26 protein-coding genes are annotated in these 26,377 nt (G+C 55.3%); 8 read left to right on the forward strand and 18 right to left on the reverse strand.

What is annotated here, in order from left to right; genetic code table 11:
• Positions 1-2: 2 nt before the first annotated feature.
• Positions 3-1,487, reverse strand: a complete 1,485-nt coding sequence (locus tag SMB34_RS10285) for a cryptochrome/photolyase family protein (protein WP_037989835.1) — start codon at positions 1,485-1,487, stop codon at positions 3-5.
• Positions 1,488-1,596: 109 nt separating this feature from the next.
• On the reverse strand, positions 1,597-3,108 hold the full coding sequence (pdxR, locus tag SMB34_RS10290) for a MocR-like pyridoxine biosynthesis transcription factor PdxR (RefSeq protein WP_037989837.1): 1,512 nt from the start codon (positions 3,106-3,108) through the stop codon (positions 1,597-1,599).
• A 134-nt stretch (positions 3,109-3,242) separates the two neighbouring features.
• On the opposite strand from pdxR, the gene SMB34_RS10295 reads away from it, so the two are divergent.
• A complete protein-coding gene (locus tag SMB34_RS10295; RefSeq protein WP_037989900.1) occupies positions 3,243-3,908 on the forward strand; it encodes a pyridoxamine 5'-phosphate oxidase family protein in 666 nt (221 codons plus the stop codon).
• A gap of 49 nt (positions 3,909-3,957) precedes the next feature.
• On the opposite strand, the gene SMB34_RS10300 is transcribed toward SMB34_RS10295, so the two are convergent.
• The 5 genes from SMB34_RS10300 to miaA all read right to left on the reverse strand — a co-directional run bounded on the left by SMB34_RS10300 (position 3,958) and on the right by miaA (position 9,630).
• Positions 3,958-4,866: a pseudouridine-5'-phosphate glycosidase gene (locus SMB34_RS10300; RefSeq protein ID WP_037989842.1), complete on the reverse strand. Its 909-nt coding sequence runs from the start codon at positions 4,864-4,866 to the stop codon at positions 3,958-3,960.
• A gap of 154 nt (positions 4,867-5,020) precedes the next feature.
• On the reverse strand, positions 5,021-6,040 hold the full coding sequence (ilvC, locus tag SMB34_RS10305; protein WP_007092048.1) for a ketol-acid reductoisomerase: 1,020 nt from the start codon (positions 6,038-6,040) through the stop codon (positions 5,021-5,023).
• A 98-nt stretch (positions 6,041-6,138) separates the two neighbouring features.
• The gene (gene ilvN / locus SMB34_RS10310) at positions 6,139-6,648 is read right to left on the reverse strand and encodes an acetolactate synthase small subunit (protein ID WP_037989846.1); all 510 of its coding nucleotides are present in this window, start codon (positions 6,646-6,648) and stop codon (positions 6,139-6,141) included.
• 104 nt (positions 6,649-6,752) lie between these two features.
• Entirely contained in the window at positions 6,753-8,516 is a 1,764-nt protein-coding gene (locus SMB34_RS10315; protein ID WP_037989849.1) for an acetolactate synthase 3 large subunit, read from the reverse strand.
• 151 nt (positions 8,517-8,667) lie between these two features.
• Entirely contained in the window at positions 8,668-9,630 is a 963-nt protein-coding gene (gene miaA, locus SMB34_RS10320) for a tRNA (adenosine(37)-N6)-dimethylallyltransferase MiaA (RefSeq protein ID WP_037989854.1), read from the reverse strand.
• Positions 9,631-9,683: 53 nt separating this feature from the next.
• On the opposite strand from miaA, the gene SMB34_RS10325 reads away from it, so the two are divergent.
• A complete protein-coding gene (locus tag SMB34_RS10325; protein ID WP_156962665.1) occupies positions 9,684-10,271 on the forward strand; it encodes a hypothetical protein in 588 nt (195 codons plus the stop codon).
• 84 nt (positions 10,272-10,355) lie between these two features.
• The gene (gene serB / locus SMB34_RS10330) at positions 10,356-11,246 is read left to right on the forward strand and encodes a phosphoserine phosphatase SerB (protein WP_037989861.1); all 891 of its coding nucleotides are present in this window, start codon (positions 10,356-10,358) and stop codon (positions 11,244-11,246) included.
• 85 nt (positions 11,247-11,331) lie between these two features.
• Here serB and SMB34_RS10335 read toward each other — a convergent pair whose 3' ends face one another.
• The 4 genes from SMB34_RS10335 to hflK all read right to left on the reverse strand — a co-directional run bounded on the left by SMB34_RS10335 (position 11,332) and on the right by hflK (position 15,370).
• Positions 11,332-12,828: a DegQ family serine endoprotease gene (locus tag SMB34_RS10335; RefSeq protein ID WP_037989901.1), complete on the reverse strand. Its 1,497-nt coding sequence runs from the start codon at positions 12,826-12,828 to the stop codon at positions 11,332-11,334.
• 218 nt (positions 12,829-13,046) lie between these two features.
• The gene (locus SMB34_RS10340; RefSeq protein WP_007092039.1) at positions 13,047-13,238 is read right to left on the reverse strand and encodes a DUF2065 family protein; all 192 of its coding nucleotides are present in this window, start codon (positions 13,236-13,238) and stop codon (positions 13,047-13,049) included.
• Positions 13,239-13,370: 132 nt separating this feature from the next.
• Entirely contained in the window at positions 13,371-14,243 is an 873-nt protein-coding gene (gene hflC, locus SMB34_RS10345) for a protease modulator HflC (RefSeq protein WP_007092038.1), read from the reverse strand.
• The gene (gene hflK, locus SMB34_RS10350; protein WP_037989863.1) at positions 14,243-15,370 is read right to left on the reverse strand and encodes an FtsH protease activity modulator HflK; all 1,128 of its coding nucleotides are present in this window, start codon (positions 15,368-15,370) and stop codon (positions 14,243-14,245) included. Before hflK ends, hflC begins: the two co-directional genes overlap by 1 nt.
• Before the next feature lie 277 nt (positions 15,371-15,647).
• Between hflK and SMB34_RS10355 the strand changes: the two genes are divergently transcribed.
• Positions 15,648-16,850 carry an Mrp/NBP35 family ATP-binding protein gene (locus SMB34_RS10355; protein WP_007092036.1) on the forward strand — a complete coding sequence of 401 codons (1,203 nt, stop codon included), beginning with the start codon at positions 15,648-15,650 and terminating at the stop codon, positions 16,848-16,850.
• 16 nt (positions 16,851-16,866) lie between these two features.
• Here SMB34_RS10355 and SMB34_RS10360 read toward each other — a convergent pair whose 3' ends face one another.
• Positions 16,867-17,640, reverse strand: a complete 774-nt coding sequence (locus SMB34_RS10360; protein ID WP_167332760.1) for a substrate-binding periplasmic protein — start codon at positions 17,638-17,640, stop codon at positions 16,867-16,869.
• Positions 17,641-17,686: 46 nt separating this feature from the next.
• Positions 17,687-18,091 (reverse strand): hypothetical protein, encoded by a 405-nt coding sequence (locus SMB34_RS10365; RefSeq protein WP_051682236.1) that lies wholly within the window; start codon positions 18,089-18,091, stop codon positions 17,687-17,689.
• Between the two features lie 133 nt (positions 18,092-18,224).
• On the opposite strand from SMB34_RS10365, the gene SMB34_RS10370 reads away from it, so the two are divergent.
• The gene (locus SMB34_RS10370) at positions 18,225-19,040 is read left to right on the forward strand and encodes a helix-turn-helix domain-containing protein (RefSeq protein WP_037989868.1); all 816 of its coding nucleotides are present in this window, start codon (positions 18,225-18,227) and stop codon (positions 19,038-19,040) included.
• 77 nt (positions 19,041-19,117) lie between these two features.
• Here the strand turns inward: SMB34_RS10370 and purL are convergent, their stop codons facing one another.
• From purL to SMB34_RS10395, 5 genes are all read right to left on the reverse strand, one after another.
• Positions 19,118-21,328: a phosphoribosylformylglycinamidine synthase subunit PurL gene (gene purL, locus SMB34_RS10375; protein WP_007092032.1), complete on the reverse strand. Its 2,211-nt coding sequence runs from the start codon at positions 21,326-21,328 to the stop codon at positions 19,118-19,120.
• Positions 21,325-22,014, reverse strand: a complete 690-nt coding sequence (gene purQ, locus SMB34_RS10380; protein ID WP_007092031.1) for a phosphoribosylformylglycinamidine synthase subunit PurQ — start codon at positions 22,012-22,014, stop codon at positions 21,325-21,327. The genes purL and purQ overlap by 4 nt, the downstream gene beginning before the upstream one ends.
• 81 nt (positions 22,015-22,095) lie before the next feature.
• Positions 22,096-22,335 (reverse strand): phosphoribosylformylglycinamidine synthase subunit PurS, encoded by a 240-nt coding sequence (purS, locus tag SMB34_RS10385; RefSeq protein ID WP_007092030.1) that lies wholly within the window; start codon positions 22,333-22,335, stop codon positions 22,096-22,098.
• 118 nt (positions 22,336-22,453) lie between these two features.
• On the reverse strand, positions 22,454-23,212 hold the full coding sequence (gene purC, locus SMB34_RS10390) for a phosphoribosylaminoimidazolesuccinocarboxamide synthase (protein ID WP_007092029.1): 759 nt from the start codon (positions 23,210-23,212) through the stop codon (positions 22,454-22,456).
• A gap of 217 nt (positions 23,213-23,429) precedes the next feature.
• Entirely contained in the window at positions 23,430-24,209 is a 780-nt protein-coding gene (locus SMB34_RS10395) for an NRDE family protein (RefSeq protein ID WP_037989905.1), read from the reverse strand.
• A 145-nt stretch (positions 24,210-24,354) separates the two neighbouring features.
• Between SMB34_RS10395 and SMB34_RS10400 the strand changes: the two genes are divergently transcribed.
• The 3 genes from SMB34_RS10400 to SMB34_RS10410 all read left to right on the forward strand — a co-directional run bounded on the left by SMB34_RS10400 (position 24,355) and on the right by SMB34_RS10410 (position 26,330).
• A complete protein-coding gene (locus tag SMB34_RS10400; protein WP_037989872.1) occupies positions 24,355-24,675 on the forward strand; it encodes a DUF1476 domain-containing protein in 321 nt (106 codons plus the stop codon).
• A 158-nt stretch (positions 24,676-24,833) separates the two neighbouring features.
• A complete protein-coding gene (locus SMB34_RS10405) occupies positions 24,834-25,511 on the forward strand; it encodes a response regulator (protein ID WP_007092026.1) in 678 nt (225 codons plus the stop codon).
• Positions 25,512-25,631: 120 nt separating this feature from the next.
• Positions 25,632-26,330 carry a CTP synthase C-terminal region-related (seleno)protein gene (locus tag SMB34_RS10410; RefSeq protein ID WP_037989875.1) on the forward strand — a complete coding sequence of 233 codons (699 nt, stop codon included), beginning with the start codon at positions 25,632-25,634 and terminating at the stop codon, positions 26,328-26,330.
• The last annotated feature ends 47 nt before the right edge of the window (positions 26,331-26,377 follow it).

The following is a 26,377-nucleotide window of genomic DNA, read 5'->3' on the forward strand; positions in this document are numbered from 1 at the left end:
GGCTAGGTCGCTGCCCGTTTCATATCCTGATAAGCCGCCAGCGCCCGCTCACGGCCTTCTTTGACCCCGATCAGGGGCTCGGGATAGCTCTGCCCCAAATCCACCCCTGCGGCCTTCAGGATCAGCGGGGATGCTTCCCACGGCTTATGGATATATTGCGCGGGCATATCGGCAAGTTCCGGGACCCATTGCCGGACGTAACGGCCGTCCGGGTCAAATTTCTCGCCTTGCAGGACCGGATTGAAAATCCGGAAATAGGGGGCGGCATCGGCACCACAGCCCCCAATCCATTGCCAGGAAAACGGATTATTGGCCGGGCAGGCATCGACAAGCGTATCGTCAAACCATGCCAGACCTTCGCGCCAATGGATCAGAAGGTGTTTGACCAGAACCGACCCGACAATCATCCGCACCCGGTTATGCATATAACCGGTATGCCAAAGTTCCCGCATTCCGGCATCGACAATCGGAAAACCGGTTTGCCCGCGTTGCCAGCGTTCAAGCGCCTTCGGATCATCATCCCACGGGAAATCGGTGAATTGCCCCTGAAGCGGCACGGATTTCAAATCCCTGGCATGAAACAGGATGTGATGGGCAAATTCCCGCCAACCCAGTTCGGCCATGAATTTTGATGCGGTTTTGCCTTGGCCGGGATGGGCGTCGGCATAATGGTTTGCCGCGTGCCACACCTGCCGCGGGCTGATCTCGCCAAACCGCAGATGCGGGGACAGTTCCGACGTCACCCGATGATCAGGCCGGTCGCGCAGGTCGGCGTAATCAGAAAGCCTGCCATCAATAAAGTCATGTAGCTGATCCATCGCGCCCTGTTCACCCGGCGTGAACCGATCGGCAAAGCCGGTGGCCCAGTCAAACGGCTTGGGCGACAGATCAAGCCCGGCAATGTCCGTTTCATCGCTCAGTTGCAGATCGCCAAGCGGGATGCTTTCAGGGGCTTTTTTCGGTTCTGCGGGGGGTGGCAGTTTCAAACACGCCCGCCAGAACGGACTGAAAACCTTGAAGTCCGTTCCGGCCCCGGTTTTGACTTCCCATGGTTCATACAGCAATTGACCATTGAAGCTTTCGCATTCGATATTCTGATCGCGCAAGGATGATTTGATATCAGTATCGCGCGCGATGGACGCCTTGTCATAAAGCCGGTTCCAGAAAAGCGCGCCGATTTTGTGATCAGTTTGCAACTGATTGAAAACGTCCCGCGCATCCGATCTGAAAACCCGCAGACAGGGGGCCTTTTTTCCGGCCACTGTTGCAAGGCTTTCATCAAGACGCGTCAGGGTTTTTTCCAGCCACCAGCGCGTCGCCCCGCCCAATTGGGCATCAATCACCCGATCAAGGATAAATACCGGAAGCACGATGCCGTTATTTTGCTGTGCCCACTTTACGCTGGCGTTCAATGCCGGGTTGTCGGCAATACGAAGGTCATTGCGAAACCACATGATGGCAATCGGTGCGGCAGAAGCAGAAGGCATCCGGGAACTCGTACCTTGGGGGAGGAAGGGGGCAAAAGGGTGAGAGAGCACATCGACTGTGACAGCATAGAGGGATGTCGATGCGCTCTCTCTGGCTCGGGGTACATCATCATGTACGGCGGACCAGATTGATCAGTTCATCGAAACTTTGCGAAATCACATTCTTTTTCCATCCGGCAAATCCAAGCACCAGTCCGTGGGGCAGGTTGCCGCGATTTTGTGTCGATTTATCATGATAGTAGGATGAAAGCGCCCGGCAGTCGAGCTGCGCCTTGACCATCCTTTCCTGCAATTCCACATCGTCCTGGTCACCGATAAGGCGCGTGCAAAGATGCAATCCCCCATCCGATGGCAGGACCTGCAAAATATCGCTGGCGCGTGTCTCGATCAGGTCACGCAGATGCGCCCGGCGCTCACCGTAACTCAGCCGCATCTTGCGGACATGACCACCAAAATGTCCCTCGGCAAAAAATGCGGCCAGTGCCGCCTGTGCGGTGGGGGCGGGCACGCCATCGGCAAAGCCGCGCATCCCGCGAAATACCGGGATCAGGGCAGGTGGTAAAACCAGATAGCCAAGCCGGATACCGGGAAACAGGACGCGCGAAAACGTGCCGACATAAAGCACGCGATTTTGCCGGTCCAACCCCTGAAGGGACGATAACGGCGGCCCGTCATAGCGATAATCGCTGTCATAATCGTCTTCTACGATCCACGCATCATGGGCATCCGCCCATGCCAGAAGGGAAAGACGACGGGCAAGCGACAATGTCGTGCCCAGCGGATAATTGCGCGATGGCGTCGTGACCACAATGCGCGCCGGGGGACCCTGATCAAGCCTGTCGACCTGCAATCCATCGGTATCGACCGGGATCGGCAGCAACGTCGCACCACTGGCGGCAAGGACCCCGCGAATGCCTTCATAACCCGGGTCCTCGGTCGCGATCACGTCACCCGGATCAACAAGCGCACGCGCAATCAGGTCGAGCGCCTGCTGCGCACCGGAAACAATCATCACCTGATCGGCATCGCATTTGACCCCGCGCGATTGCCGCAACCATTTGGCAACCTCGTCCCGCAATGAAGGCATGCCCAGCGGATCAACCGGTATGGTGAGGTCAAGGGTGGGGGCCCGCCAGCTTCGGCGCAGTAACCGGGCCCAAAGATCAAATGGAAAGGCATCAAGATCGGGGGTTGCCGGGTTAAACGGACGCGCCACGCGAAACCGTGGAAAGCGCCGGTCATAGGCCAGCATGCGGGTCGCACTTTGGCTAAGCCGTGGAAGGTTTGCGGATTTACGGGCCTGATCGGCCGATGTGGGCAGGATGGTTGCCGTCATTTCCCGGTCGGGCAGACTACTGGCAACGAAGCTTCCGGCCCCGATCCGGGTTTCAAGATAACCTTCAGACACCAGCAGATCGAAACTCGTCACCACCGTATTGCGTGAAATGCCAAGGCTTTTGGCCAGATCACGGCTGGCAGGCAGCTTTTCACCCGGATGCAGTCGCCCGTCCAGAATGGCCTGGCGGATGCCAAGATAAAGCCGACGATAGGCCGCATCGCCGTTCTCATCGCCTGCCGTGGCTGCATGGCTGGGATAGATCCAGGTAAAGTCGCTGCGCATGGTGGCCTATCGAAAATCAGGTTCAGTAAAATTGGTTCTATCAAAATTATTATAACGGACCTTTGATAAAGTCCAATTATGCCGATGATCACGCCAGCCCGTCGCGCCACCAGAAGTTACAGAGTAAAAAGAAGATGCCTGATACCATCGAGCTTCCCGAGCAATACGAAGTCTATCCATCAACCAAAATCGTGCGCGGCCCCAAACGTGCGAGTTACGACCGTAAACTTGTGCATGGCATTATCGATGATGCCCTGATCTGCCATGTCGGAACCGTTGTGAATGGTCGCCCGTCGATGATCCCGACCGCGCATTGGCGCGTGGGCGAACGGATTTATATTCATGGTGCATCCAAGAACCGCATTCTGGCCACCATCGCCAATGGCGAGGAAGCCTGCCTGTGCATCACCCATCTGGATGGTCTTGTCATGGCGCGTTCGGCATTCCATCACTCGGCCAACTATCGGTCGGTAGTGATTTACGGCAAGGGTGACATTGTTGCCGACCCGGAAGGCAAAATGGAACATTCCCGGCTGTTTGTTGAAAAGTTGTCTAAAGGCCGCTGGGACCAGATCCGTCACCCCAGTGAACAGGAGCTCAAGGCCACCATGTTCCTTGGTTTTGATCTGAACGAGGTATCGGCCAAGGTCCGTAGCGGTGATCCGGTTGATGACGAAGAAGATTATGGTCTGCCAGTCTGGGCCGGTGTTTTGCCCTGCAACAATGTCTGGGGCGATCCGGTGGCAGATACCCGCCTTGATCCGGCCTATTCCGGACCGGTTGCCAAAGCACCGGAATAAACAAAAAGGCAGCCCGATGACTGCCTTTTAAATCGGAACAGGTCGGGCTTTAACCCGCCAGTGCAACCGCGATTTTTGCGCCAAGGGCCGCATTGTTGCGCACCAGCGCAATATTGGCTTCAAGGCTTTTGCCCTTGGTATGCTGGGTCACGCGTTCCAGAAGGAAGGGCGTGACTTCGCGACCATGGATGTTAAGGCCCTTTGCTTCGATCAGCGCACTGTCAATCGCATGTTCGATGGCATCAAGCTCCAGTGCCTTGTCCGCAGGCGGCGGGTTGCCGATCACGGCACCCCCTTCAAGACCAAAGTCCCATTTGGATTTCAGGAATTCTGCAATCTCGGCCGGGCTATCAAGTCGGATCGGGGCTTTCTGGCCGCTTTTAACGGTATAAAATGCAGGGAATTCATCGGTGCCATATGCAATGACTGGCACGCCCAGCGTTTCGAGATGTTCAAGCGTCATCGGAATATCAAGGATCGCCTTGGCACCGGCGCAGACGACGGCAACGCTGGTTTTGCCAAGTTCGGTCAGGTCGGCCGAGATATCGAAACTTGCCGCCAGTTCGCGGTGAACCCCGCCGATCCCGCCGGTGGCAAAGACCTTGATACCGGCCTTTTCCGCCAGAATCATGGTTGCTGAAACGGTGGTGGCCCCATCGCGTTTCTTGGCGATGCAATAAGGAATATCACGGCGCGACAGTTTCAGAATGTCGGTGCCCTTGGCAAAATATTCCAGTTCCGACGGCGACAGGCCGATTTTGCAACGCCCGCCGATCACCGCAATGGTGGCCGGGATCGCGCCATTGTCACGCACATCCTGTTCAACCGCCTGCGCGGTTTCAAGGTTCTGCGGATAGGGCATCCCGTGCGAGATGATGGTGGATTCAAGGGCGACAACCGGCTTGCCAGCAGCAAGGGCTTCGGCGACTTCCGGGGCGATATCGATAAAGTCCGACATTCAAAATGCTCATGTTTGAGTTAAAGTTTTAAAGGTCAGGATTACGCGGATCGGCCTGTAAAATCCACCCCAAACACATCATGGCTGTTGTGTGCGGACAAACAAAAACGGCCGCCCCATCGGGACGGCCGTTTTGCAAAACAAAGCGTAAAGCTTAGTTCTTTTCTTTGTCGACAAGCTGGTTGGCAGCAATCCACGGCATCATCGCGCGCAGTTTGGTACCGACTTCTTCGATTTCGTGTTCGGCGTTCAGGCGACGGGTTGCCTTGAACATCGGCTGGCCGCAATGCATTTCCTGAACGAAGTCACGAACGAATTTGCCTTCCTGAATGTCGGCAAGAACTTCTTTCATGCGTTCTTTGACCGATGCATCGATCACGCGCGGGCCGGTGACATAGTCGCCGTATTCTGCTGTGTTCGAGATCGAGTAACGCATGTTGGCCATGCCGCCTTCATACATCAGGTCGACGATCAGTTTCACTTCGTGCAGGCATTCGAAATATGCCATTTCCGGAGCATAACCAGCTTCGGTCAGGGTCTCAAAACCGTATTTGATCAACTGGGTCAGACCGCCGCAAAGAACAGCCTGTTCGCCGAACAGGTCGGTTTCGCATTCTTCGCGGAAGGTGGTTTCGATCACGCCCGAACGGCCGCCACCGATTGCCGATGCATAGGAAAGTGCGAGTTCAAGCGCATTGCCCGACGCGTTCTGTTCGATGGCAACAAGGCAGGGTACGCCGCCGCCACGTTTGTATTCGGAACGAACCGTGTGGCCCGGGCCTTTCGGTGCGATCATCATGACATCAAGATCTGCGCGCGGCTCGATCAGGCCGAAATGGACGTTAAGGCCGTGTGCGAACAGAAGGGCGGCACCGTCTTTCAGGTTGTCGCGCAGTTCGTTGGCATAGATCGCAGCCTGGTGTTCGTCCGGGGTCAGGATCATGACAACATCTGCCCATGCTGCGGCTTCGGCCGGGGTCATGGTTTTCAGGCCGGCATTTTCAGCCTTTTTACGCGACGAAGAACCTTCACGAAGGCCGACAACAACGTCTTTAACACCGGAATCATGAAGGTTCAGCGCATGGGCATGGCCCTGCGAACCGTAACCGATGATGGCAACTTTTTTGGTCTTGATCAGATTAACATCTGCATCGCGGTCGTAATAAACACGCATCTTTCGATACCTCTGGACGTTGGACCACGCGATTTTTGTTTGCGTGGCGGATGGATCAAATTGGTTAAAGCGGGAATGCCAAGGCATCCCCGGCGAACTCACATCGTCAGCGTGCCGCGCGAAATTGCTGCGACACCCGTGCGCGAAGTTTCCGAAAGCCCCAACGGCTCCATCAATTTTATGAAGGCGTCGATTTTTTCCGGGCTTCCGATGATTTCGAAGACGAAGGAACTGTTGGTCGCATCGACTGCGCGGGCCTTGAAGATATCGGCAATACGCAGGGACTCGACTCGCTTTTCACCCGATGCAATCACCTTGACCAGGGCAAGTTCACGTTCAACGCACGGTCCCGCAAGGGTCAGATCGCTGACCTTGTGAACCGGCACCAGACGTGAAAGCTGTGCCTTGATCTGTTCGATCACCATGGGCGTGCCCGAGGTGACAACGGTGATGCGGGACTGGTGGGAACTGGCGTCAACCTCGGCCACGGTCAGGCTTTCGATGTTATAGCCACGGCCGGAAAACAGGCCGATGACACGGGCCAGAACACCTGCTTCGTTATCCACCAGAACGGATATCGTGTGTTTCGAAATTTCGGTTTCTTTCACGGGTCTTGCTCCGCTAGGGCGCGGGCGGGCGCATTCAGTGTGCAGCCCGGCCCGGCCTTCGATTTTGGTTTTGATGATGTCTTGTCGCGAACGGGTTTCGCGGATCAGACCAGAACCATCCCTTCGTCGGAATCAATGGCTTCGTCACCGGTGGTTTCCGCACCAAGCAGCATTTCATTATGCGGCTTGCCCGACGGAATCATCGGATAGCAGTTCTCCTTGTCATCCACGGCAACGTCGAGGATCACCGGACCATCGATTTCAAGCATCCTGGTCAGGGCATCATCAAGATCGGCCGCGTTGTTACAGGTCATACCGGTAAAGCCGAATGCCTCGGACAGTTTGACGAAATCCGGAAGGGATTCGCTGTAACTTTCCGAATAGCGCGACCCGTGCAGAAGCTGCTGCCACTGGCGGACCATGCCCATGTAACGGTTGTTCAGGATGACGGTTTTCACCGGCAGGCGATACTGGGTCAGCGTCGCGCATTCCTGAATGTTCATCATGATCGATGCATCACCGGTAAAGCAGATCACGGTTGCATCCGGATGGGCAACCTGGACCCCAAGGGCGGCGGGCATGCCATACCCCATGGTGCCAAGACCACCGGACGTCATCCATTCATGCGGATGTTCAAACCCGAAATGCTGGGCTGCCCACATCTGGTGCTGACCGACATCGGTGGTGATGTAGGTCTTGCGATCACGGGTCAGCGCATGCAGGCGACGGATCACGTGCTGCGGCTTGATGATGTCCTTGGGCTGTTTGTAGGACAGGCAGTGTTTACCACGCCAGCCTTCAATCTCGTCCCACCAGCTATCAAGCGCCTTGGCTTCGATCTTGTGCTGTTTGGCTTTCCAGATTTTCATCATGTCTTCAAGGACATGACCGACATCGCCCACAATCCCGATATCAACCGGAACGTTCTTGTTGATCGAGCTTTGATCAATATCGATCTGGACTTTCTGTGAGCCCGGCGAGAAGAAATCAAGGTTGCCGGTCACGCGGTCATCAAAACGTGCACCAACCGCAATCATGACATCGCAATCATGCATCGCCATGTTGGCTTCGTAGGTGCCGTGCATGCCGAGCATGCCAAGATACTGCTTGTCTGATGCCGGATAGGCACCAAGGCCCATCAGGGTCAGCGTAATCGGAACACCGGTCAGGCGGGTGAATTCCGTCAGGACCTTGCAGGCCTGACTGCCGGAATTGATCACGCCACCACCGCAATACAGGATCGGCTTTTTCGCCGATGCCAGCAGTTCGAGCGCTTCCTCGATCTGGCGGCGGTCGCCTTTGACAACCGGGTTATAAGTGCGGTGCTGAACCTGTGAAGGCTCAAGATACGGTGCCTTGGCGACCAGAATATCTTTCGGCAGGTCGATCACGACCGGACCCGGGCGGCCGCTTGACGCAACATGGAATGCTTCATGCATCGTGCGGGCAAGCTTCGCACTGTCCTTCACCAGGTAGTTATGCTTGGTGCAGGGGCGGGTGATGCCGGTGGTGTCGGCTTCCTGAAACGCATCATTGCCAATCAGGTGGGTCGGAACCTGCCCGGTCAGGCAGACGACGGGAATCGAATCCATCAACGCATCGGTAAGGCCGGTAACGGCATTCGTTGCACCCGGACCACTGGTTACCAGAACAACGCCGACCTTTCCGGTCGAACGTGCGTAACCTTCGGCGGCATGCACGGCAGCCTGTTCATGGCGTACTAGGATATGACGAATCCGGTTTTGTTTAAATATCTCGTCATATAGCGGTAGGACGGCGCCGCCGGGATAGCCGAACACGACTTCCACACCCTGATCGACCAGAGCCTGCAACACTACTTCCGAACCGCTTAAAATACGTTCTGCCATGACTTTCGAGCCTCTTCCTTAGCGACAACAACGTGCCGCGTGATAACCGCGTGGTTGATACATGATCCAATTACCCTTGAACTGGAGTTGAAAAATCCGCCGAAACGGCGGTTTTCCGCCATTTCGACGGCGGAAGGGCCAACCTATCGCCTCACTTTGGCGTGGTCAACAGAAATTGGTGAACATCATTACGCAATTTGTCTGCCAAACTTTCCGAATATTGCGTGTCGATGATCTCCTTGTCACTCATCTGATGGCGAAACCACGTTAATTGACGCTTGGCATAACGCCGGGTTTCGCGTTGTGATTTCTCTTTGGCGGTCTCAAGATCGATCTCGCTGGCAAGGTAGGCTGCAATCTCGCGCACACCGACTGCCTTCATCACGGGCGCTGTTTCCGGCAGGTTTTCAGCCAAAAGTCCGCGGACTTCCTCAATCGCGCCCTGTTCGATCATCAAATCAAAACGCCGGTTGCAGCGATCATAAAGAATGTCGCGCGGTGGCATGTAACACAGCTTTTTGAAAACCATTCCGTCGGGCGGGGTTACCATCGGTTCGCGGTGCCATGCCGCCACCCCGCGCCCCGTGCCCGCCAGAACTTCGGCCGCACGAATCAGGCGCTGGGTATTTGACGGATCAAGGGTGGCGGCGGTGTCGGGATCGCGTTTGGCAAATGCTTCAAAAAAGGCCTGATGTCCGTCTTTTTCAAGCTCGGCTGTGACCTGGTCGCGAATCCCGGCAGGAATATCGGGAATCGGGGCGATCCCCTCTGTCAGGGCATTCAGATACATGCCCGTGCCCCCGGTAATGATCGGAAGCTTGCCGTTTACATGGCAGTCGGCAATTTCCGCTATCGCCATGTCGCGCCATTTCCCGGCCGAACATGCCTCGCGCCCGGATAGTACGCCATAAAGCCGATGCGGCGCGCGCGCGATCTCGCGGTCATCGGGCCGCGCACTCAACACACGTAGTTCCTTATAGACCTGCATGCTGTCGGCATTGATCACCACACCGTCAAACGCATCCGCCAGATCAAGTGCCAAGGCGGACTTGCCGCTGGCGGTTGGCCCAGCAACGATCAGAACTTGGTTAGAGTAATAGATTTTAGGCTTCAATAGATTAAGTTTCCTATCATCAATTATATTTTCGCGGAATTTGGAGGCCTGAGTTGTTAGATATTAATCCATATCATGATCCACACTTCAAACCGCACTCAATCGATTTGAAAGTGCTAAAAGATAGGTGTGTCCTCACAGTTCGTGTTCTTCTATCGGCCATGCATGACTGGCAGTATGCATACGACAGTCCTGCTGAAACGCCTGTATATACCGTTGCCCCTAATTTGTTGGGAGAGCATAGACGAACAGCTGAAAAAAGTTTGATTCGAGAGCTTTTGGCAATCGCGGTCGAGTTGAGGACACTCGACGATATTTATGCCAATCTTTTAAAAAACAAAGGATATCTCTCTGTTCGAAGCAAGCTAGATCGCAAAGGTGAGTTTGGCGTTTTGTATAGAGGCACTGGAAAACTGTCTCTGAGGTATTGCTGCAACAAGCTAATTCATGCAGCTGACATTCGTCCTGTTTATGACAAAAGTGACGATAATGAGATTTGGTTTATGCAGGGAGATATCGAGCTTACCGGCTTCGTAAATAAGTCCGAGTGGATGATTTCGATCGATGTGATGAATTTCCTTGAAGGCGTAATGGATATATGTGGCGCACTCGAAAAGCTCGAAGAAGAGGGTCTGTTGTGAATTGCCACCTTGATATTCTCACTCGCAATACGGATAAAGACGAAAATCTGATTTACCTTTGTCCCGTCAAGGAGCCCGCAATCCATGGATCTGGTCCTGACCCTGATCGCTGCCCCCAATTCGAACGCGCTAGGTGACGATATTGTCGCGCGCGCCAAAACCGTTCTGGCCGGGGCCGGGGCGCGTGTCGGGGATGTTTCGTGGCTGGCGGCGGGTGAGGCCTGTGATATCGGCTTTGGCGGGCTCAGCCTTGATATTGCCGATACGGCTCTTCGCGATGCGGCTCTTGGTGTCGATGCCGTGACCCAGACTGCCAAAACGCGCCGAAAGAAATTGCTGATTGCCGATATGGACAGCACCATGGTCACCGGTGAAACGCTTGATGAGCTGGCGGCCTTTGCCGGGGTCAAGGATCGGGTTGCGGCGATAACCGCGCGTGCGATGAATGGTGAACTGGATTTCGAGGCTGCCCTTGATGAACGGGTCGGGCTGCTGGATGGCATGTCGACCGACATGCTGGCCGAGGCATGGAAAACCGTTGAATATACTGGCGGGGCCAAAACGCTGGTGGCGACCATGAAGGCCAATGGTGCCTACGCTGCCCTTGTGTCGGGCGGGTTTGATTTCTTTACCGGTGCAGTGCGTCGTGAACTGGGGTTTGATTTTGATCAGGCCAATGTGCTGATCACCAAAGACGGCACATTGACGGGCAAGGTTCAGAAACCGGTGCTTGACCGTCAGGCAAAGGTCGATGCGCTTGAAAAACTGACCGCCCAGCAGGGTGTCGGGGTTGAGGACGCCATTGCGGTTGGCGATGGTGCCAATGATCTTCAGATGATTTCACTGGCCGGGACCGGTGTGGCGTTTCATGCCAAACCATCGGTTCAGGAACAGGCGCGCATCTGCATCAATCATGGTGATCTGACCGCATTGTTGTATCTGCAAGGATATGCACAATCCGATTTTTCGAGCTGATGGCGGCAATCATAAGCCGGAATGCAAAGAGGGCGGCCCGCAAAGGCCGCCCTCTTTGATTTTGGGAGAGTAAAACCCGAAGGTCTTAATCTTCCTTATTCAGCGTCAGGCCGAAGTAACGCGGTCCCGCCGAGGTTTCAATCAGCATTAGGATGGTGCGTTTGTCATCATCCATTGCCTTTTTGACCGCGTCTGAAACTTCCTCGACCGAGGAAACCGAGCTGTGCGATGCCTCGATAATGATGTCGCCCGGGCGAACACCCTTTTCGGCGGCATAGCTGTCACGATTAACCTCGGTCACGATGACACCCTCGGTGCCTTCGGCCAGGTTATAGCGGCGGCGCAGTTCATCATCGACATTGGCAATCTTCATGCCCAGCGGCTTGATTTCGGCTTCGGCAATTGCGACCGGTGCCTGTTCTTCGCCCGGTTCCGCAGATGTTGCGACAACGTCTTCTTCAAGTTCGCCAAGTTCGACCTGAACGGTTTTCTTTTCTCCGTCACGCCAGATCACAACGTCGACATCCTTGCCGATTTTGGTTTCGGCAACGATACGTGGCAGGCGGCGCATGCTTTCGACTTCCTTGCCGTCAAACGACAGGATGACGTCGCCCTGTTTGATGCCAGCTGCTTTTGCCGGGCCATCATCGGATACACCGGCAACCATCGCGCCGGTCGATTTATCAAGTCCGACCGAGTCTGCGATATCGTCGGTCACGGTCTGGATGTGAACACCCAGCCAGCCACGACGGGTCCGACCATATTCCTTGAGCTGATCAACAACCGACTGTGCAATTGCCGAGGGAATGGCAAAGCCGATACCGACCGAACCGCCCGACGGCGAATAGATTGCACTGTTGATACCGATGACATCGCCATCAAGGTTAAACAGCGGCCCGCCCGAATTGCCCCTGTTGATCGAGGCATCGGTCTGGATGAAATCGTCATACGGACCCTGATTGATATCGCGGTTGCGTGCCGAAATGATCCCGGCTGTCACCGTACCGCCAAGGCCAAACGGGTTACCGATCGCCATGGCCCAGTCACCAATGCGGGAATGATCGGAGTCACCCCAATTGACGAAGGGCAGGTCTTCTTCCGGTTCGACTTTCAGAAGTGCGACATCCGTTTTCGGGTCACGGCCAATCAGTTTTGCCGGAAGGGTATCGCCATCATGCAGGCGCACCGTGATTTCGTCGGCACCATCGATCACATGGTTGTTGGTCACGATGTAACCGTCAGCCGAAATGATAAAGCCCGAACCAAGTGCGGTCGCACGGCGCTGTTGCGGAGTCTGGCTCTGGCCTTGCCCGCCTTGTCCGTTGCGATCCATAAAGTCCTTGAAAAGATCTTCAAACGGCGAGCCGGGAGGGAACTGGAAGTCCGGTCCCTGACGTTCGGCCACCATCTGACTGGTCGAGATATTTACCACACTGGGCAGAAGCTTTTCGGCCAGGTCTGCGAAACTTTCAGGAGCGGGGCGAGCGTTCGCAATCTGCGAGACGCTGGTCACGCCAAGAAGAACAATCACCAGCGCAGCCGTAAATCTGCTTCGCGCCGGGTTGTATAATGCTTTTAGCATGTGTCTGATCCTGTTCGTTGCCGCGTTCACGGTATTGAATTTTTGCAGCACGCGATGCTGTTCTTTTGGATAGTTCATGCACCGCTTAACTAGCCAAGTTAGCGCCGAGTTTGTCAGAAATTTGGCAGGCTTGAGAAAAATCAAGGAAGAGCTCGGGTTTTTCTGTGTTTTCACACAAGAAGGCGCAAATAAGCGCGAAATGCCTTGAAACTTTGCCCTCAAAGCCAGACCCGCATCCCCCAGATCGCAGCAATGGCGGCAATCGCGGCAACAAGGCCACCGATCCGAAGCTGGGATTCGGGGATTTCCTGCATTAGCTCCATCACACGTTTCGCCCCGCCCGGGAACAGCGAATAAAACATTCCCTCCAGCGCGATGGCCAGGAGAATAGCTGTGGCGAGTTCCTTCATGGGCGTGGACGTTCCGGCGTTTCTATGAACCTGTGTGCGATATAACTATCAACAGGACATTATTTTCAAACAAAAAAGGGCGACCGGCACACTATGCCGGTCGCCCTAGTGCTTTGTCCAGCACCCGTTTGTCTAGCGCGTTGCGCCAGGCGTGGAGTTATTAAAGTACTGGAAGAACTCGGAATCTGGTGAAATCACCATCGTCGAGCCATCCGAAAGGGCCTCGCGGTAGGCTTCAAGCGAACGATAGAACTCGAAGAAACCGGCATCCTTGCCATAGGCTTCACCCAGAACGATGTTTCGCTCGCCATCGCCTTCACCGCGCAGGACTTCGGCCTGACGGCGGGCTTCGGCCAGAATGCCAACCCGTTCACGATCCGCTTCTGCCTGGATTTTCGCCTTCAGCTCTTCACCCTCGGCGCGAAGCTGTGCGGCTTCGGCGATACGCGAAGAACGCATACGGTTATAAACCGCCTGCGACGTTTCCTGCGGAAGGTCGGTACGACCGATACGGACATCGATCAGTTCGACACCGAATTCCTTGGCCGGTTCGATCAGGGTCGCCTGGATTTTCTCCATGATCTGCGACCGGTTGTCCGACAGCAGGGCGACAAGCGGGGCCTGTGCAAGTTCGCCACGAATGACCGAGTTCAGACGCTGGCCAAACAGCTGAACAAAGTTCGCTGCATTGGTTGCGCGCTGACGGAATTGCAGCGGATCAACGATTCTCCAGCGGGCAAAACTGTCGACATTGACACGTTTCTGGTCCGACAGAAGAACCTGCTGCACCGGCGGATCAAGTTCAAGAATGCGGCGTTCGTAATATTCCACATTCTGGATCGGCAGTTTGAAATGCAGACCCGGTTCGGAAACCGCATGAACCGGATTACCGAACTGAAGCACCAGCGCCTGCTGGTCCTGACGGACGGTAAACATGCACATGGATGCAACCACGGCCGCGATGACGACAACGACGCCGGTGGCAATAAGTTTAGGACTTGCCATTAGTTGTTGCCTCCTGCGTTCGAGCGTTTCTGGATTTCGGGCAATGGCAGGTAAGGAACGACGCCATTGGCACCTTCACCCTTCTGATCAAGAATGACCTTGTTGGAGTTCTTCAGAACATCCTGCATGGTTTCAAGATACAGACGACGCGTGGTGACATCCTTCGCGGTCAGATAGGAATTATAGACCGAGGTAAAGCGTTCGGCCTCACCCTGGGCGTTCTTCACAACCTGATCCTTGTACGCGCGGGCTTCAAGAACCATCCGTTCGGCTTCACCCTTTGCACGCGGGATGATGTCATTGCGGTACGCCAGTGCTTCGTTCTGTGAACGATCACGGTCCTGACGGGCACGCTGCACGTCGTTGAACGCATCGATAACATCACGCGGCGGGTCAACCTTCTGCATTTTCACTTCTGCAATGAAAATACCCGACTCATAGCCATCCATAATGGATTGCAGCAAGGTGCGTGTCTGCTCTTCAACGCGTACACGACCAACCGTCAGGGCTTCTTCCAGACTGGTTTTGCCGATGACCTCGCGGATCGAACTTTCAGCTGCAAGCTTGATGGTGTTTTCCGGATCGCGAACATTGAACAGGTAGGCACCCGCATCGCTGATACGCCACTGAACGACATAATCAATGTCGATAATGTTCTGATCACCGGTCAGCATCAGGCTTTCTTCCGGGACATCACGGGCACCACCGGTGCCGGTGCCATTGCCACGGTAACCGATTTCAATCTGGTTGGTGCGTTCGACGTTCGGCTTGATGACTTCGCCAATCGGGGCGGGCAGGAAATAATTCAGACCCGGACCGGTCGTGCCAACCCATTTGCCAAACAGAAGTGTAACACCCTGTTCACCCGGCTGGACGCGATAGAAGCCTGTCAAAAGCCACAACCCGATTATGGCAATACCGATCAGGACAAAGCCCTTATAGCCACCACCACCGGGGAACAGCCGCTTCAAGCGTTCCTGGCCTTTACGAATCATTTCATCAAAATCGGGGGGCGTGTTACCGCCGCCGCCGCCACCCTGAGGACGCTGTCCCCACGGATTGCGGCCGCCGCCATTGTTTCCGCCACCACCCCAGGGGCCGCCGCCCCCTTGTGAATTCCAAGGCATCGAGTGTCTTCCTCTTCTTGCCGTTCGGTGTTTATTTATGCTTACCGAGCTTGGGACATGAGCCCATCAATAACATGCCTGATCACTTGCTTATCGCGGTCATCTGACCTATCTGCGCATCAAGAACCGTCTCAATCCTTTTATCGAAGCAGAGTTGCATGTAATTAATGGGGCCACGCCCTAAGGCCTTATATGACAGCTTGTCCTGCAAAACAACGATACGCGCCTGCAGGTTCTGTACGATCACGGACTTAAGCCATTTTTCGGAGACTGCAATATGACCTCGCCCAACCGGGAACGCATTACTGAAGCCCTTTCAAGTGTTATCGATCCGGCTGACGGCAAGACTATCGTTGAAAAGGGTATGGTACAAGGCATTGATATTCATGACGAAACCGTGAACGTCATAATCGCGGTTGACCCGCAACGCGGGGCTTCTCTTGAAGATCTGCGCCTTGCGGCCGAACGTGCCGTTGCCAATGTGAACGGGGTCACAACAGCTCGTGTGGCCCTTACCGCAGAGCGTCCCAAAGGGGCTTCTGCCCCGGCTGAAGGTGGTCATTCGCATCCCCATTCTCATGATCATACACATGGGGCGCAACAGGGCGCACCGCAAGCAGGGCAACGTCCGCAAGGTGCAGGGCAAAAGCCGCTCGAAATGACGGGTGTCCGTTCGATCGTCACGGTTGCGTCGGGTAAGGGCGGGGTGGGGAAATCCACCACTTCGGTCAATCTGGCGCTTTCACTGGCGGCCAAGGGGCTTAAGGTCGGTCTTCTCGATGCCGATATCTATGGCCCCAGCCTGCCACGGATGATGGGCCTTCGTGATGCCAAACCAACCCATTCCGACAAGGAAGGCAAAATGGTGCCGCCGTCGGCCTTTGGCATCCGGATCATGTCTATCGGGTTTATGGTCGATGAAGAACAGCCGGTGATCTGGCGTGGACCGATGGCGATGGGCGCGCTCGAACAGCTTCTGCGCGACAGCGATTGGGGCGAACTCGATGTTCTGGTCGTCGACATGCCACCGGGTACCGGCGATATCCAGCTTTCGATGGCGCAGCGCGTGCCGGTTACGGGGGCGGTTATCGTTTCCACCCCGCAGGACATTGCCCTTTTGGATGCGCGCAAGGGACTTAATATGTTCCGCAAGGTCAATGTGCCGGTGCTCGGCCTGATCGAGAATATGAGCTATTACAAATGCCCGGAATGTGGCCATGTCGATCATGTCTTCGATCATGGTGGTGCACGCAAGGCCGCAGATGAACTGGGCGTCCCGTTCCTTGGTGAAATCCCGCTGGACCTTAAAATCCGGCTGGGTGCGGATGAAGGCAAACCAATTATCCATACCGATCCCGAAGGTGAACATTCCAAGGCCTATGCCGCGATTGCCGACAAGATCGCCGCGGCAATTGACGAACGCATCGGACCGAAAACCGCACCGAAGAAAAGCCTGTTCCCGAAAATCAGCTTCCGTTAGGTCGCCCGACTTTCGCCTAATAATTGCTGGTACCCTGCAAAACTTCTTGAGCGATGCGTTGCAGGGTGCCGTTTTCGCGCAGTTCTTCGATGGATCGATTGATCATCGTCACCGTCGATATTGTCGATGATGCACGGTTGAATACGATATAGGTCGGGTTTTCCCGGATCGGGGTTTCGCTGCGGACGACCTTGTCGCTTAGTCCCAGCCGTTTGACCCAGACATCCCCTGCCTCGCCAATCGCGATGACGGCATCGACCCGACCAAGTGCCAGCATCTGAAAATTCTGTTCGTCCCCGGTGGCTTCGGATGCGCTAAACACGCCGCGTTTGCGCGCATCATCAATCTGATCCCCGTAGCTCCATCCGCGAATGACACCAACGGTTTGGCCGCGCAGGTCATCAATATCGGTTGGATTGTCGAATGTGCTCTGGCGCTGATACAGCATCAGCTGTTCTACATGGATCGGCTCGGAAAAGACGTATTTCTTCTGGCGTTCAAGATTCTTGTATATCCCGGCAACACCGCCCTTGTTGGCATCAAGGTTTTCAATGGCGCGTTTCCAGGGGACGGCAACGACATCGACATTTATGCCGGCATGTCTGAAAATCGCACGGATCAGGGCCGGGTAAATGCCCGCGGCCTCATCCTCGGCACGATACATAAAAGGCGGATTGGCTTCGTCGACATAAATGGTTTCGGCATGGCTTTGCGTCGCCGGCATCAGGACCGCGAAGGCCATGCCGACGACGAGTATCAATAGGGCAAATAATCTTGCCGGAAATGTCATTCTGGCCCCTGATGATGCTTCTGTACCGTAAAGAAGACATGGGGCGTCAGTATGCCACCGACAAGGAATGCGATGCTGCAAAGCGATATTCCAGTGCCGCGATGCCCATAACGCCCAGTGCCTGTACGATGACAAAGCCATATCCGATGGCTGTAGGAACGCCAACCGGGGCGATCAGCACCGCAAGACTGGCAAGGACCCAGCCCAGATTGCCCACAACGATCAACCGGACAAGAAAGCCATTTGGACGGGCTTGCCATCCGGTGGCAAACATCAAAACGGCACAGGGAAACAGGATGATCCCGGCATAAAGCAGCAAATCGGCAGGCAGGCCCAGCAGGCCCGCAAGGAAAGCATTGCCGATACACAGCAGCAGGCCGAAGAGAAGGCAGGCTACCGCGTCAAGCATCAGGACGGTTTTCAGCATTTTGTTTGGCACATCAATAGACATCTTTTTTACCTTTCGGTTGATTGTGGTTCGCGAACCTTGCCGAAAAGTGGGAAAGAATACGATTACCTGACAGGTAATGTTGGTTCGAATTGATCGGTGTTAGGATTACGTCATCAATAATGACGGTGATCTGATGAGCGCGATAAAACCCGATCCGTTTGGCAATGTGCTTAAGGTCTGGCGCAAGCAGCGTCGTATGAGCCAGCTTGACCTTGCAAGCGAGGCCGCCATATCGACCCGGCATCTGAGCTTTCTTGAAACCGGTCGCGCCCGGCCCAGCCGCGACATGGTTTTGCATCTGTCCGAATGTCTTGATGTGCCGCTGCGCGAACGCAATGCGATGCTGATTGCCGGGGGATTTGCGCCCATCTATGCCGAACATGATCTTGGCACCGATCAGTCGGCTGCAATCCGGGCGGCGGTGGATCGAATCCTTACCGCACATGAACCCTATCCGGCGCTGGCGATGGACCGGCACTGGAACATGGTGGCGGCGAACCGGATTGTGCCCCTGTTGATTGGCGGGGTTGACCCGGAATTTCTTAGGCTGCCGGTCAATATCCTGCGGCTGAGCCTCCATCCAAACGGGCTTGCACCTCGGGTCGTGAATTACGTCGAATGGCGCAACCATTTGCTGGATCGATTGCGTCGCCAGATTGCAGTGACGGCCGATGTGAAACTGCGCGGCCTTTATGACGAAGCCAGTCGTTATCATGCGCCCGCAAATGCGGACGAACCCGGTGCCGCTGACGGGGCAGGGGATCTGTCCGGGCTTGTCGTGCCGCTGGTTTTGCAAAGTGACGCCGGTGAATTGCGTTTTGTCAGCACAACCACGGTCTTTGGCACTCCGGTCGAAGTCACATTGTCCGAACTTGCCATCGAAACCCTGTTGCCAGCCGACACCCAAACGGCGGCCACTTTGCGGGGGCTGGCGGCCGATTTGCGTTAATTTGAACCGAACCGGGCCAAAGCACAAAACCCCGCCAGATTTCTCTGACGGGGTTTTGTGTTTGTAGTGTAGACGGCTTACTGGACGGCTTCTGCCATGAAGTTCGGCATCCAGCCTTCGTTCAGTTCGCGCAGCTCGGCAAGGGATACCTTGGCACCACCATCGATGGTGACCGCGTCGCCACCGGCCTGACCGATGATGACGGCGGCGACATTGGCGCTGCTAGCGGCATTCAGGACCTTGTCCGGATCGCGGGTAGCGATCACGTAACGGCCCTGATCCTCGCCAAACAGCCATGCGACTTCGCTGCCGGCTTCGGGCAGGTGCAGGTCAGCACCAATATTGCCGGCAAGGCACATTTCGGCAACCGCGACCAGAAGACCGCCATCGGCGATATCATGGCAGGTACGTACCAGACCAAGCTCGATCAGTTCGCGCACCAGCGTACCAGCCCGTTTTTCCGCATTCAGGTCGACCGGCGGCGGGGCGCCTTCTTCGCGGCCCTCGATGGTTTTAAGATACAGCGACTGGCCAAGTTCACCGGTCGCGGCACCGATCATGATCAATGCACTGTCATCGCGTTTGATGGCGATGGTGGCATGATGGCCCAGATCGGAAATCACCCCGACGCCGCCAATTGCCGGGGTCGGCATGATACCGACGCCATTGGTTTCGTTATACAGCGACACGTTGCCCGAAACGACCGGGAAGTCGAGTGCGATGCAGGCCTCGGCAATGCCCTGACATGCGCCAACAAACTGACCCATGATGCGCGGCCGTTCCGGGTTGCCGAAATTCATATTGTCCGTGATCGCAAGCGGTTTGGCACCAGTTGCAACCAGATTGCGATAGGCTTCGGCAACGGCCTGTTTGCCACCTTCGACCGGATCGGCCATGACATAGCGCGGGGTGCAATCTGTGGTGGCTGCAATGCCCTTGTTCGTGCCCGAAACGCGCACGACACCGGCATCCCCGCCCGGACGAACAATCGTGTTGCCCATGACCAGATGGTCATACTGTTCCCAGATCCAGCGACGCGATGCCAGATCCGGTGACGCCATCAGGGTTTTAAGCGCATCAACATGGCTGACCTTGCCCGAAATGCTGGCCGGATCGATACGATCCTGCTTCGGGGTCGGTTCCCATGGACGGTCATATTCCGGCGATGCTTCGGCCAGCGGATCAATCGGAAGATCACCGGCAACCTCGCCATGCCATTTCAGAACCATGCGTTTGGTATCGGTCAGGATACCGATGACGGCAAAGTCGAGTTCCCATTTGTCAAAGATCGCCTTGGCGGCGTCTTCGCAACCGGGTTTCAGGACCATCAGCATGCGTTCCTGCGATTCTGAAAGCATCAGTTCGTAGGGCGTCATGCCTTCTTCGCGCATCGGGACTTTATCGAGCCACAGTTCGACACCAACGCCGCCCTTGGACGCCATTTCGAACGAGGAGGATGTCAGACCGGCCGCCCCCATATCCTGAATGGCGACGATCATGTCGGTCGCCATCAGTTCAAGGCAGGCTTCCAGCAGAAGCTTTTCGGTGAACGGATCGCCGACCTGAACGGTAGGACGCTTTTCATCGCTGTCGTCATCGAACTCGGCCGAGGCCATGGTTGCGCCATGGATACCGTCACGGCCGGTTTTCGAACCGACATAGACAACCGGGTTTCCAATACCGGCTGCTGCGGAATAGAAGATGTTGTCGGCATCGGCCAGGCCCACGGTCATCGCATTGACCAGGATGTTGCCGTTATACGATGCGTGGAAATTGGTTTCCCCACCGATGGTCGGGACACCCATGCAATTGCCGTAACCGCCGATCCCTTCGACCACACCGCTTAGCAGGTGGCGGGTTTTCGGGTGATCCGGCTCGCCAAAGCGAAGCGCATTAAGATTTGCAACCGGACGGGCACCCATGGTGAATACGTCACGCATGATGCCGCCAACGCCGGTTGCCGCACCCTGATAGGGTTCGATAAAGGACGGGTGGTTATGGCTTTCCATCTTGAAAACGGCGGCCTGACCATCACCAATGTCAATAACACCGGCATTTTCGCCCGGCCCCTGAATGACCCAGTCTGCCTTGGTCGGAAGGGTTTTGAGCCATTTTTTCGATGATTTGTAGGAGCAATGCTCCGACCACATTACCGAAAAAATGCCAAGCTCGTTAATATTGGGCTCGCGGCCCATGATTTCGAGGACGAGTTTGTACTCTTCCTCGTTCAGCCCGTGTTCCTTGACCAGTTCCGGCGTGATCGGGGTGTTGAAATCGTTAGCACTCACGATGCTGCCTCCACCAAGCTTTTGAACAGATTGCGGCCATCGGTGCCACCATGGAGCGGATCAATCGCATTTTCCGGGTGCGGCATCATGCCAAGGACATTGCCCGCCTCGTTGATGATGCCGGCAATATTGCGCTGCGACCCGTTCAGGTTGGTTGCCGGATCAACAACACCATTGGCATCGCAATAGCGCAGAACAACGCGACCTTCGCCTTCAAGGCGGTCAAGCGTTTCGCTATCGGCAAAGAAGTTGCCGTCATGATGGGCCACCGGATAATCGACAACGTCGCCGGTTTTGTACTGGTTGGTAAAGCGTGTGTCGGTATTTTCGATCTTCAGATGCGTGTTCTTGCAGATGAATTTCAGGCTGGCATTGCGCATCAGCGCACCGGGCAACAGGCCTGCTTCTGTCAGAATCTGGAAACCGTTACAAACGCCAAGGATAGTCACACCGGCTTTGGCGCGTTCGGCAACCGCACGCATGATCGGGGATTTGGCCGCCATGGCGCCACAACGCAGATAGTCGCCATAGGAAAAACCACCCGGGACCATGATGATGTCGGTCTTTGGCAGTTCGGTTTCGCCATGCCAAACCACGGTTGGCTTGGTGCCGGTGGCCTGTTCGAGTGCTGCAATGGCGTCATTCTCCCGGTTAATGCCGGGGAAGAGGATGACAGCGGATTTCATGAAATACCGTCTCTCGATTAATATCCGTTACTTGATCGCGACAGACAAAGGCCCTGCAACGGCAAAGCCCCGCCCGGGCAGTTAGGCCAGCTCGATGCTGTAATCTTCGATCACGGTATTGGCGAGAAGCTTCTCGCACATTTCCTTGACCTCGGCGCGTGCCTTTTCGACGTCGCTGCCATCCAGTTCGAGTTCGATGAACTTGCCCTGGCGGACATCGTTGACACCGGCAAAACCAAGACCCTGAAGGGCGTGGTGAACGGCTTTACCCTGCGGGTCAAGAACACCGTTCTTCAGGGTGACGTGGACACGTGCTTTCACGAGAAGCTCCTTTGAGTGCGCACTCGCCATACGGCGATACTTGTTTGCAAACAATAATGTACCGGTTCCGAAGGTTCCGGCGTCGATAAGAAAAGGCCGCGCAAGCGCGGCCTTTGGATTATTTGTCTTTGTTCAGCGATTCTATATCTGCGGACTCAGGCAGGACGCCGAGACGGCGCGCCACTTCCTGATAGGCTTCTTCGACCCCGCCAAGATCGCGGCGGAACCGGTCCTTGTCCATCTTTTCGTTGGTGACGGCGTCCCAAAGGCGGCAGTTGTCCGGGCTGAATTCATCGGCGAGAACCAGATGCATGAAGTCGCCTTCCCACACCCGGCCAAATTCAAGTTTGAAATCGACCAGTTTGATGCCGATGCCGCGCATAAGACCGCACAGGTAATCATTGACGCGAAGGGTCATGCCAACGATTTCTTCGAGCTCTTCCGCACTTGCCCAGCCAAGGGCAAGGATATGCTCGTCAGAAACCAGCGGATCGCCAAGGGCGTCGTCTTTGTAATAAAATTCGACAATCGGGCGCGGCAGACGTTCGCCTTCTTCAAGGCCAAGACGTTTTGCCATCGAACCGGCGACAATATTGCGCACCACGACTTCGATCGGAACGATTTCGCATTTCTTGCAAAGCTGTTCGCGCATGTTGATGCGGCGAATGAAATGCGTCGGGATACCGATTTCCGCCAGACGGGTCATGACGAATTCGGTAATCATGTTGTTCAGGACGCCTTTGCCGGCAATGGTGCCGCGCTTCTGTGCGTTGAACGCCGTGGCATCGTCCTTGAAATACTGGATGATGGTTCCGGGCTCGGTACCTTCGTACAAAACCTTGGCTTTACCCTCGTAGATGGGCTGCTTTCTGGACATTGGCGGGATCTTTCACATCTTTGCTTGCGGGGAGTGTCCCCGAGCACCCTGAAAATCGCGCCCCCCGTATAGCAGTGCTGACGCAGAAACTCAATTGCCGTGTAGGTCTATTTACGCAGACTTGATAATAGGATTTTGCAACTGTCCGTCTGACAGGTTGTTGCAGCGCAAATGGCCCGCCAAATCCGGGCGTTGCGAGGCGAAATTATTGGGGTGCCTAAATCTCAACCGGGTGAAACGGAACCCTGTCTGGTTGGCCATTGGCGAACAGCCAGACCGGTCGGCGCGGCAGTTCGTTTTTCTGAGTCGGAATGGCCGGAAGGCCGATCAGGGAAGAACAGATCGTCTCGAACCCGATATTGCTGCGCACCAGCATGGCATCAGCACGGATGTCATGATGTTCTGGATCGGGTTCCATCAAGCCGGTATCGGCCAGAAGCGCTTGCCAGGCAAACCAGTCATCGGCTTCGGGGTTGGGGGGCGGTGCCGTTAAAAAACGCGGAAGGTTGCGTTTGGTGCGCTCGCTGTTGGTTTTGTCATTCAGGTCATGGGCGGTGATCATCGACAATCCTTCGGGGATATCGGTGATTTCAATTTTGCCATCCCCCCGATTGGCCAGCCAGTAAGCATCGCGGTTATCGGCAATCACCATATTGAACGGTCGATAGGCTGTGCCATCAAGTTCGGCAAGTGCCTGGGCGGCATCAATGGCATCGGCATGATCAAGTGCTTCAAGCGGCAATTCCCCGCGGGACCGCTTGTCGTCGGCGGGGCCAAGTGTGCCAAACCGGTTCAGGACCGCTGCCACCACGCCATCTTCGTTGATGCCAAGCCATGTTCCGCCGCCGGTTTCATCCAGTCCGGCGATAACATCTGGGCGATCCTCCCAATGGCGGGCAGGGGCCTTCCACGGGCGGGTGTTCATTTCGTCGCGATTGGCGCCGATAATCACCGGCCATTCATGGTCGGGGCGGCGCAGAATGATAACTGTACACATGACCCAGATCAAAGCGACATGGACCGGCATTTGTCAAATTCAAAAGTATCACAGCACCACGGTGACATGACGTGGTACAGTCCATAAATAAAGGACAACGGGGAAACGTCCCGCCAAAAAACAAATCAGATGGAGGAGTGCGCACATGACGAATTTGACCGAACGCGAACGCGGTTTCGAGGCAAAATACAGCTTTGATCTTGAACAGAATTTCCGCATCGAGGCCCACCTTTATAAAATGCTTGCCGTTTGGGCCGGCGATAAAATGGGTATGACCGAGGCCGAAAGTCAGGCCTATGCTGCAAAAGTCATCGGCGATGTTATTGCAAATCCTCAGGAAAACGGGGTGATTTCGGTGATTCTGGCCGATTTCGGACGGCACAATATCGATATGACGGTCAGCGAACTTAACCGTAAACTCGAAGCGTTACGCCCAATCGCACGTGCCGAAGTGCTCGAGGAATAGTTGTTTCCCCGAAATAAGAAAAAGTTCGGATTTGCAAACCATTAGCCGGTTTCGTATTCTGTTCCCGGATCAAGAAAGATTTCTGGTTGCAGCCACGCGTTGTTTTGCTTGTTAATGTTCAGGCATGGTTGTGGGTCAGGTAAAGAAGGGTAAAGGCTTTGCGTATCCTGTTGGCAGACGATCACGATCTGGTTCGTGAAGCATTATCACTGCTATTCCAGCAATATTTCGAAGGTTGTGAAGTGGTCGAAGCCGGGGCGCTTGACCCGGCGCTGGAGCATATCGAAGCTCAGAATGATTTCGATCTGGTGCTTCTGGATTTGCGCATGCCCGGCATGAACGGGCTTGAGGGACTTAAACGCACACTTGAAAAGGCATCCAAAACAACCTCGGTCGTTTTGCTTTCCGGTGCCTATCGCAGCGAAGATGTACGTCATGCCATCGAAAATGGCGCACACGGCTTTATCCCCAAAACACTGCGCGGGCAGGCACTTGCCAATGCGATCCAGTTGGTTCTGGCGGGCGAAAAATATCTGCCATCCTCTATCCTTAATGACATGGGGGACGGATTTGGCGGCGGTAGCGACGGCGAACCGCGCATGGCTGGCGGATTTGGCAACGAAGGCGATTTCAGCCGGTTGACACCGCGGGAGCGTGAAGTTCTTGCGCTTTTGGCCGAAGGGCGGCCGAACAAGGATATCGCGCGGCATCTTGATCTGCGCGAAATTACGGTGAAATATCACCTGAAAAACATTTACCGCAAACTGCATGTGTCCAACCGTGCACAGGCGGTAAAAATCGCACTTGAAGATATGGCGCGCGCTGGAAACTTGTAGTAAGCTTGTCAAAGGCAGCGCTATTTGACGCTCGAAACCCGGCTCGTGATTTCACGGGCCGTTTTTCTTTGGCGGTTTGGGCTACTCCCCTCGTAATGTCACCTGAAACGAGGAACTAAAATGACCATCCGTATCGCCCTTGTCGGGGATTATAATCCCGCCGTTACTGCCCATCAGGCTATCCCCAAGGCCATTGGAATCGCGGCTGCCGAAATCGGTATTCCCGTTGAATATGACTGGATCGCAACGCCGTGTTTTGATGGTGGTGCGGGGCAGATACTGTCTGGCTATGACGGGATGTGGTGTGTTCCGGCCAGTCCGTATGAAAGTCTTGAAGGTGCCCTTGCCGCCATCCGCTTTGCGCGTGAAAACGATATTGCCTTTCTGGGCACGTGCGGTGGCTATCAGCATGCGGTTCTGGAATATGCGCGTAATGTTCTGGGGCTTTCCAATGCCGCGAATGCCGAAATTGATCCGGATGCGGAATTGCCGCTGATCGCGCCGCTAACCTGTGCATTGATTGATCAGGATGGCGGAATTGATCTGGCCGTGGGTAGCCTGATCCGTGATTATTGCGGATCGGATCATCTGATTGAAACCTATCGGTGCAGTTATGGGTTTAATCGTGATTATGCGGGGCTGCTGGCAGGGCAGGCATTGCAGATCAGTGCCTGGGATGCAGATGGTGATCCACGTGCGGTGGAGTTGCGCAATCATCGTTTCTTTATCGGCACGGCATTTCAGCCGGAACGATCCGCCCTGCGCGGTGAAAATCATCCGCTGATCACGGCCTTTGTCAAAGCTGCATCGGAAAAATAGCCACTCAAAAGGGCACCCCCGTGATCAACGCGGGGGTGCCGTCCACG

This window comes from Thalassospira permensis NBRC 106175 (assembly GCF_000714555.1).
Classification (GTDB): Bacteria; Pseudomonadota; Alphaproteobacteria; order Rhodospirillales; family Thalassospiraceae; genus Thalassospira; species Thalassospira xiamenensis.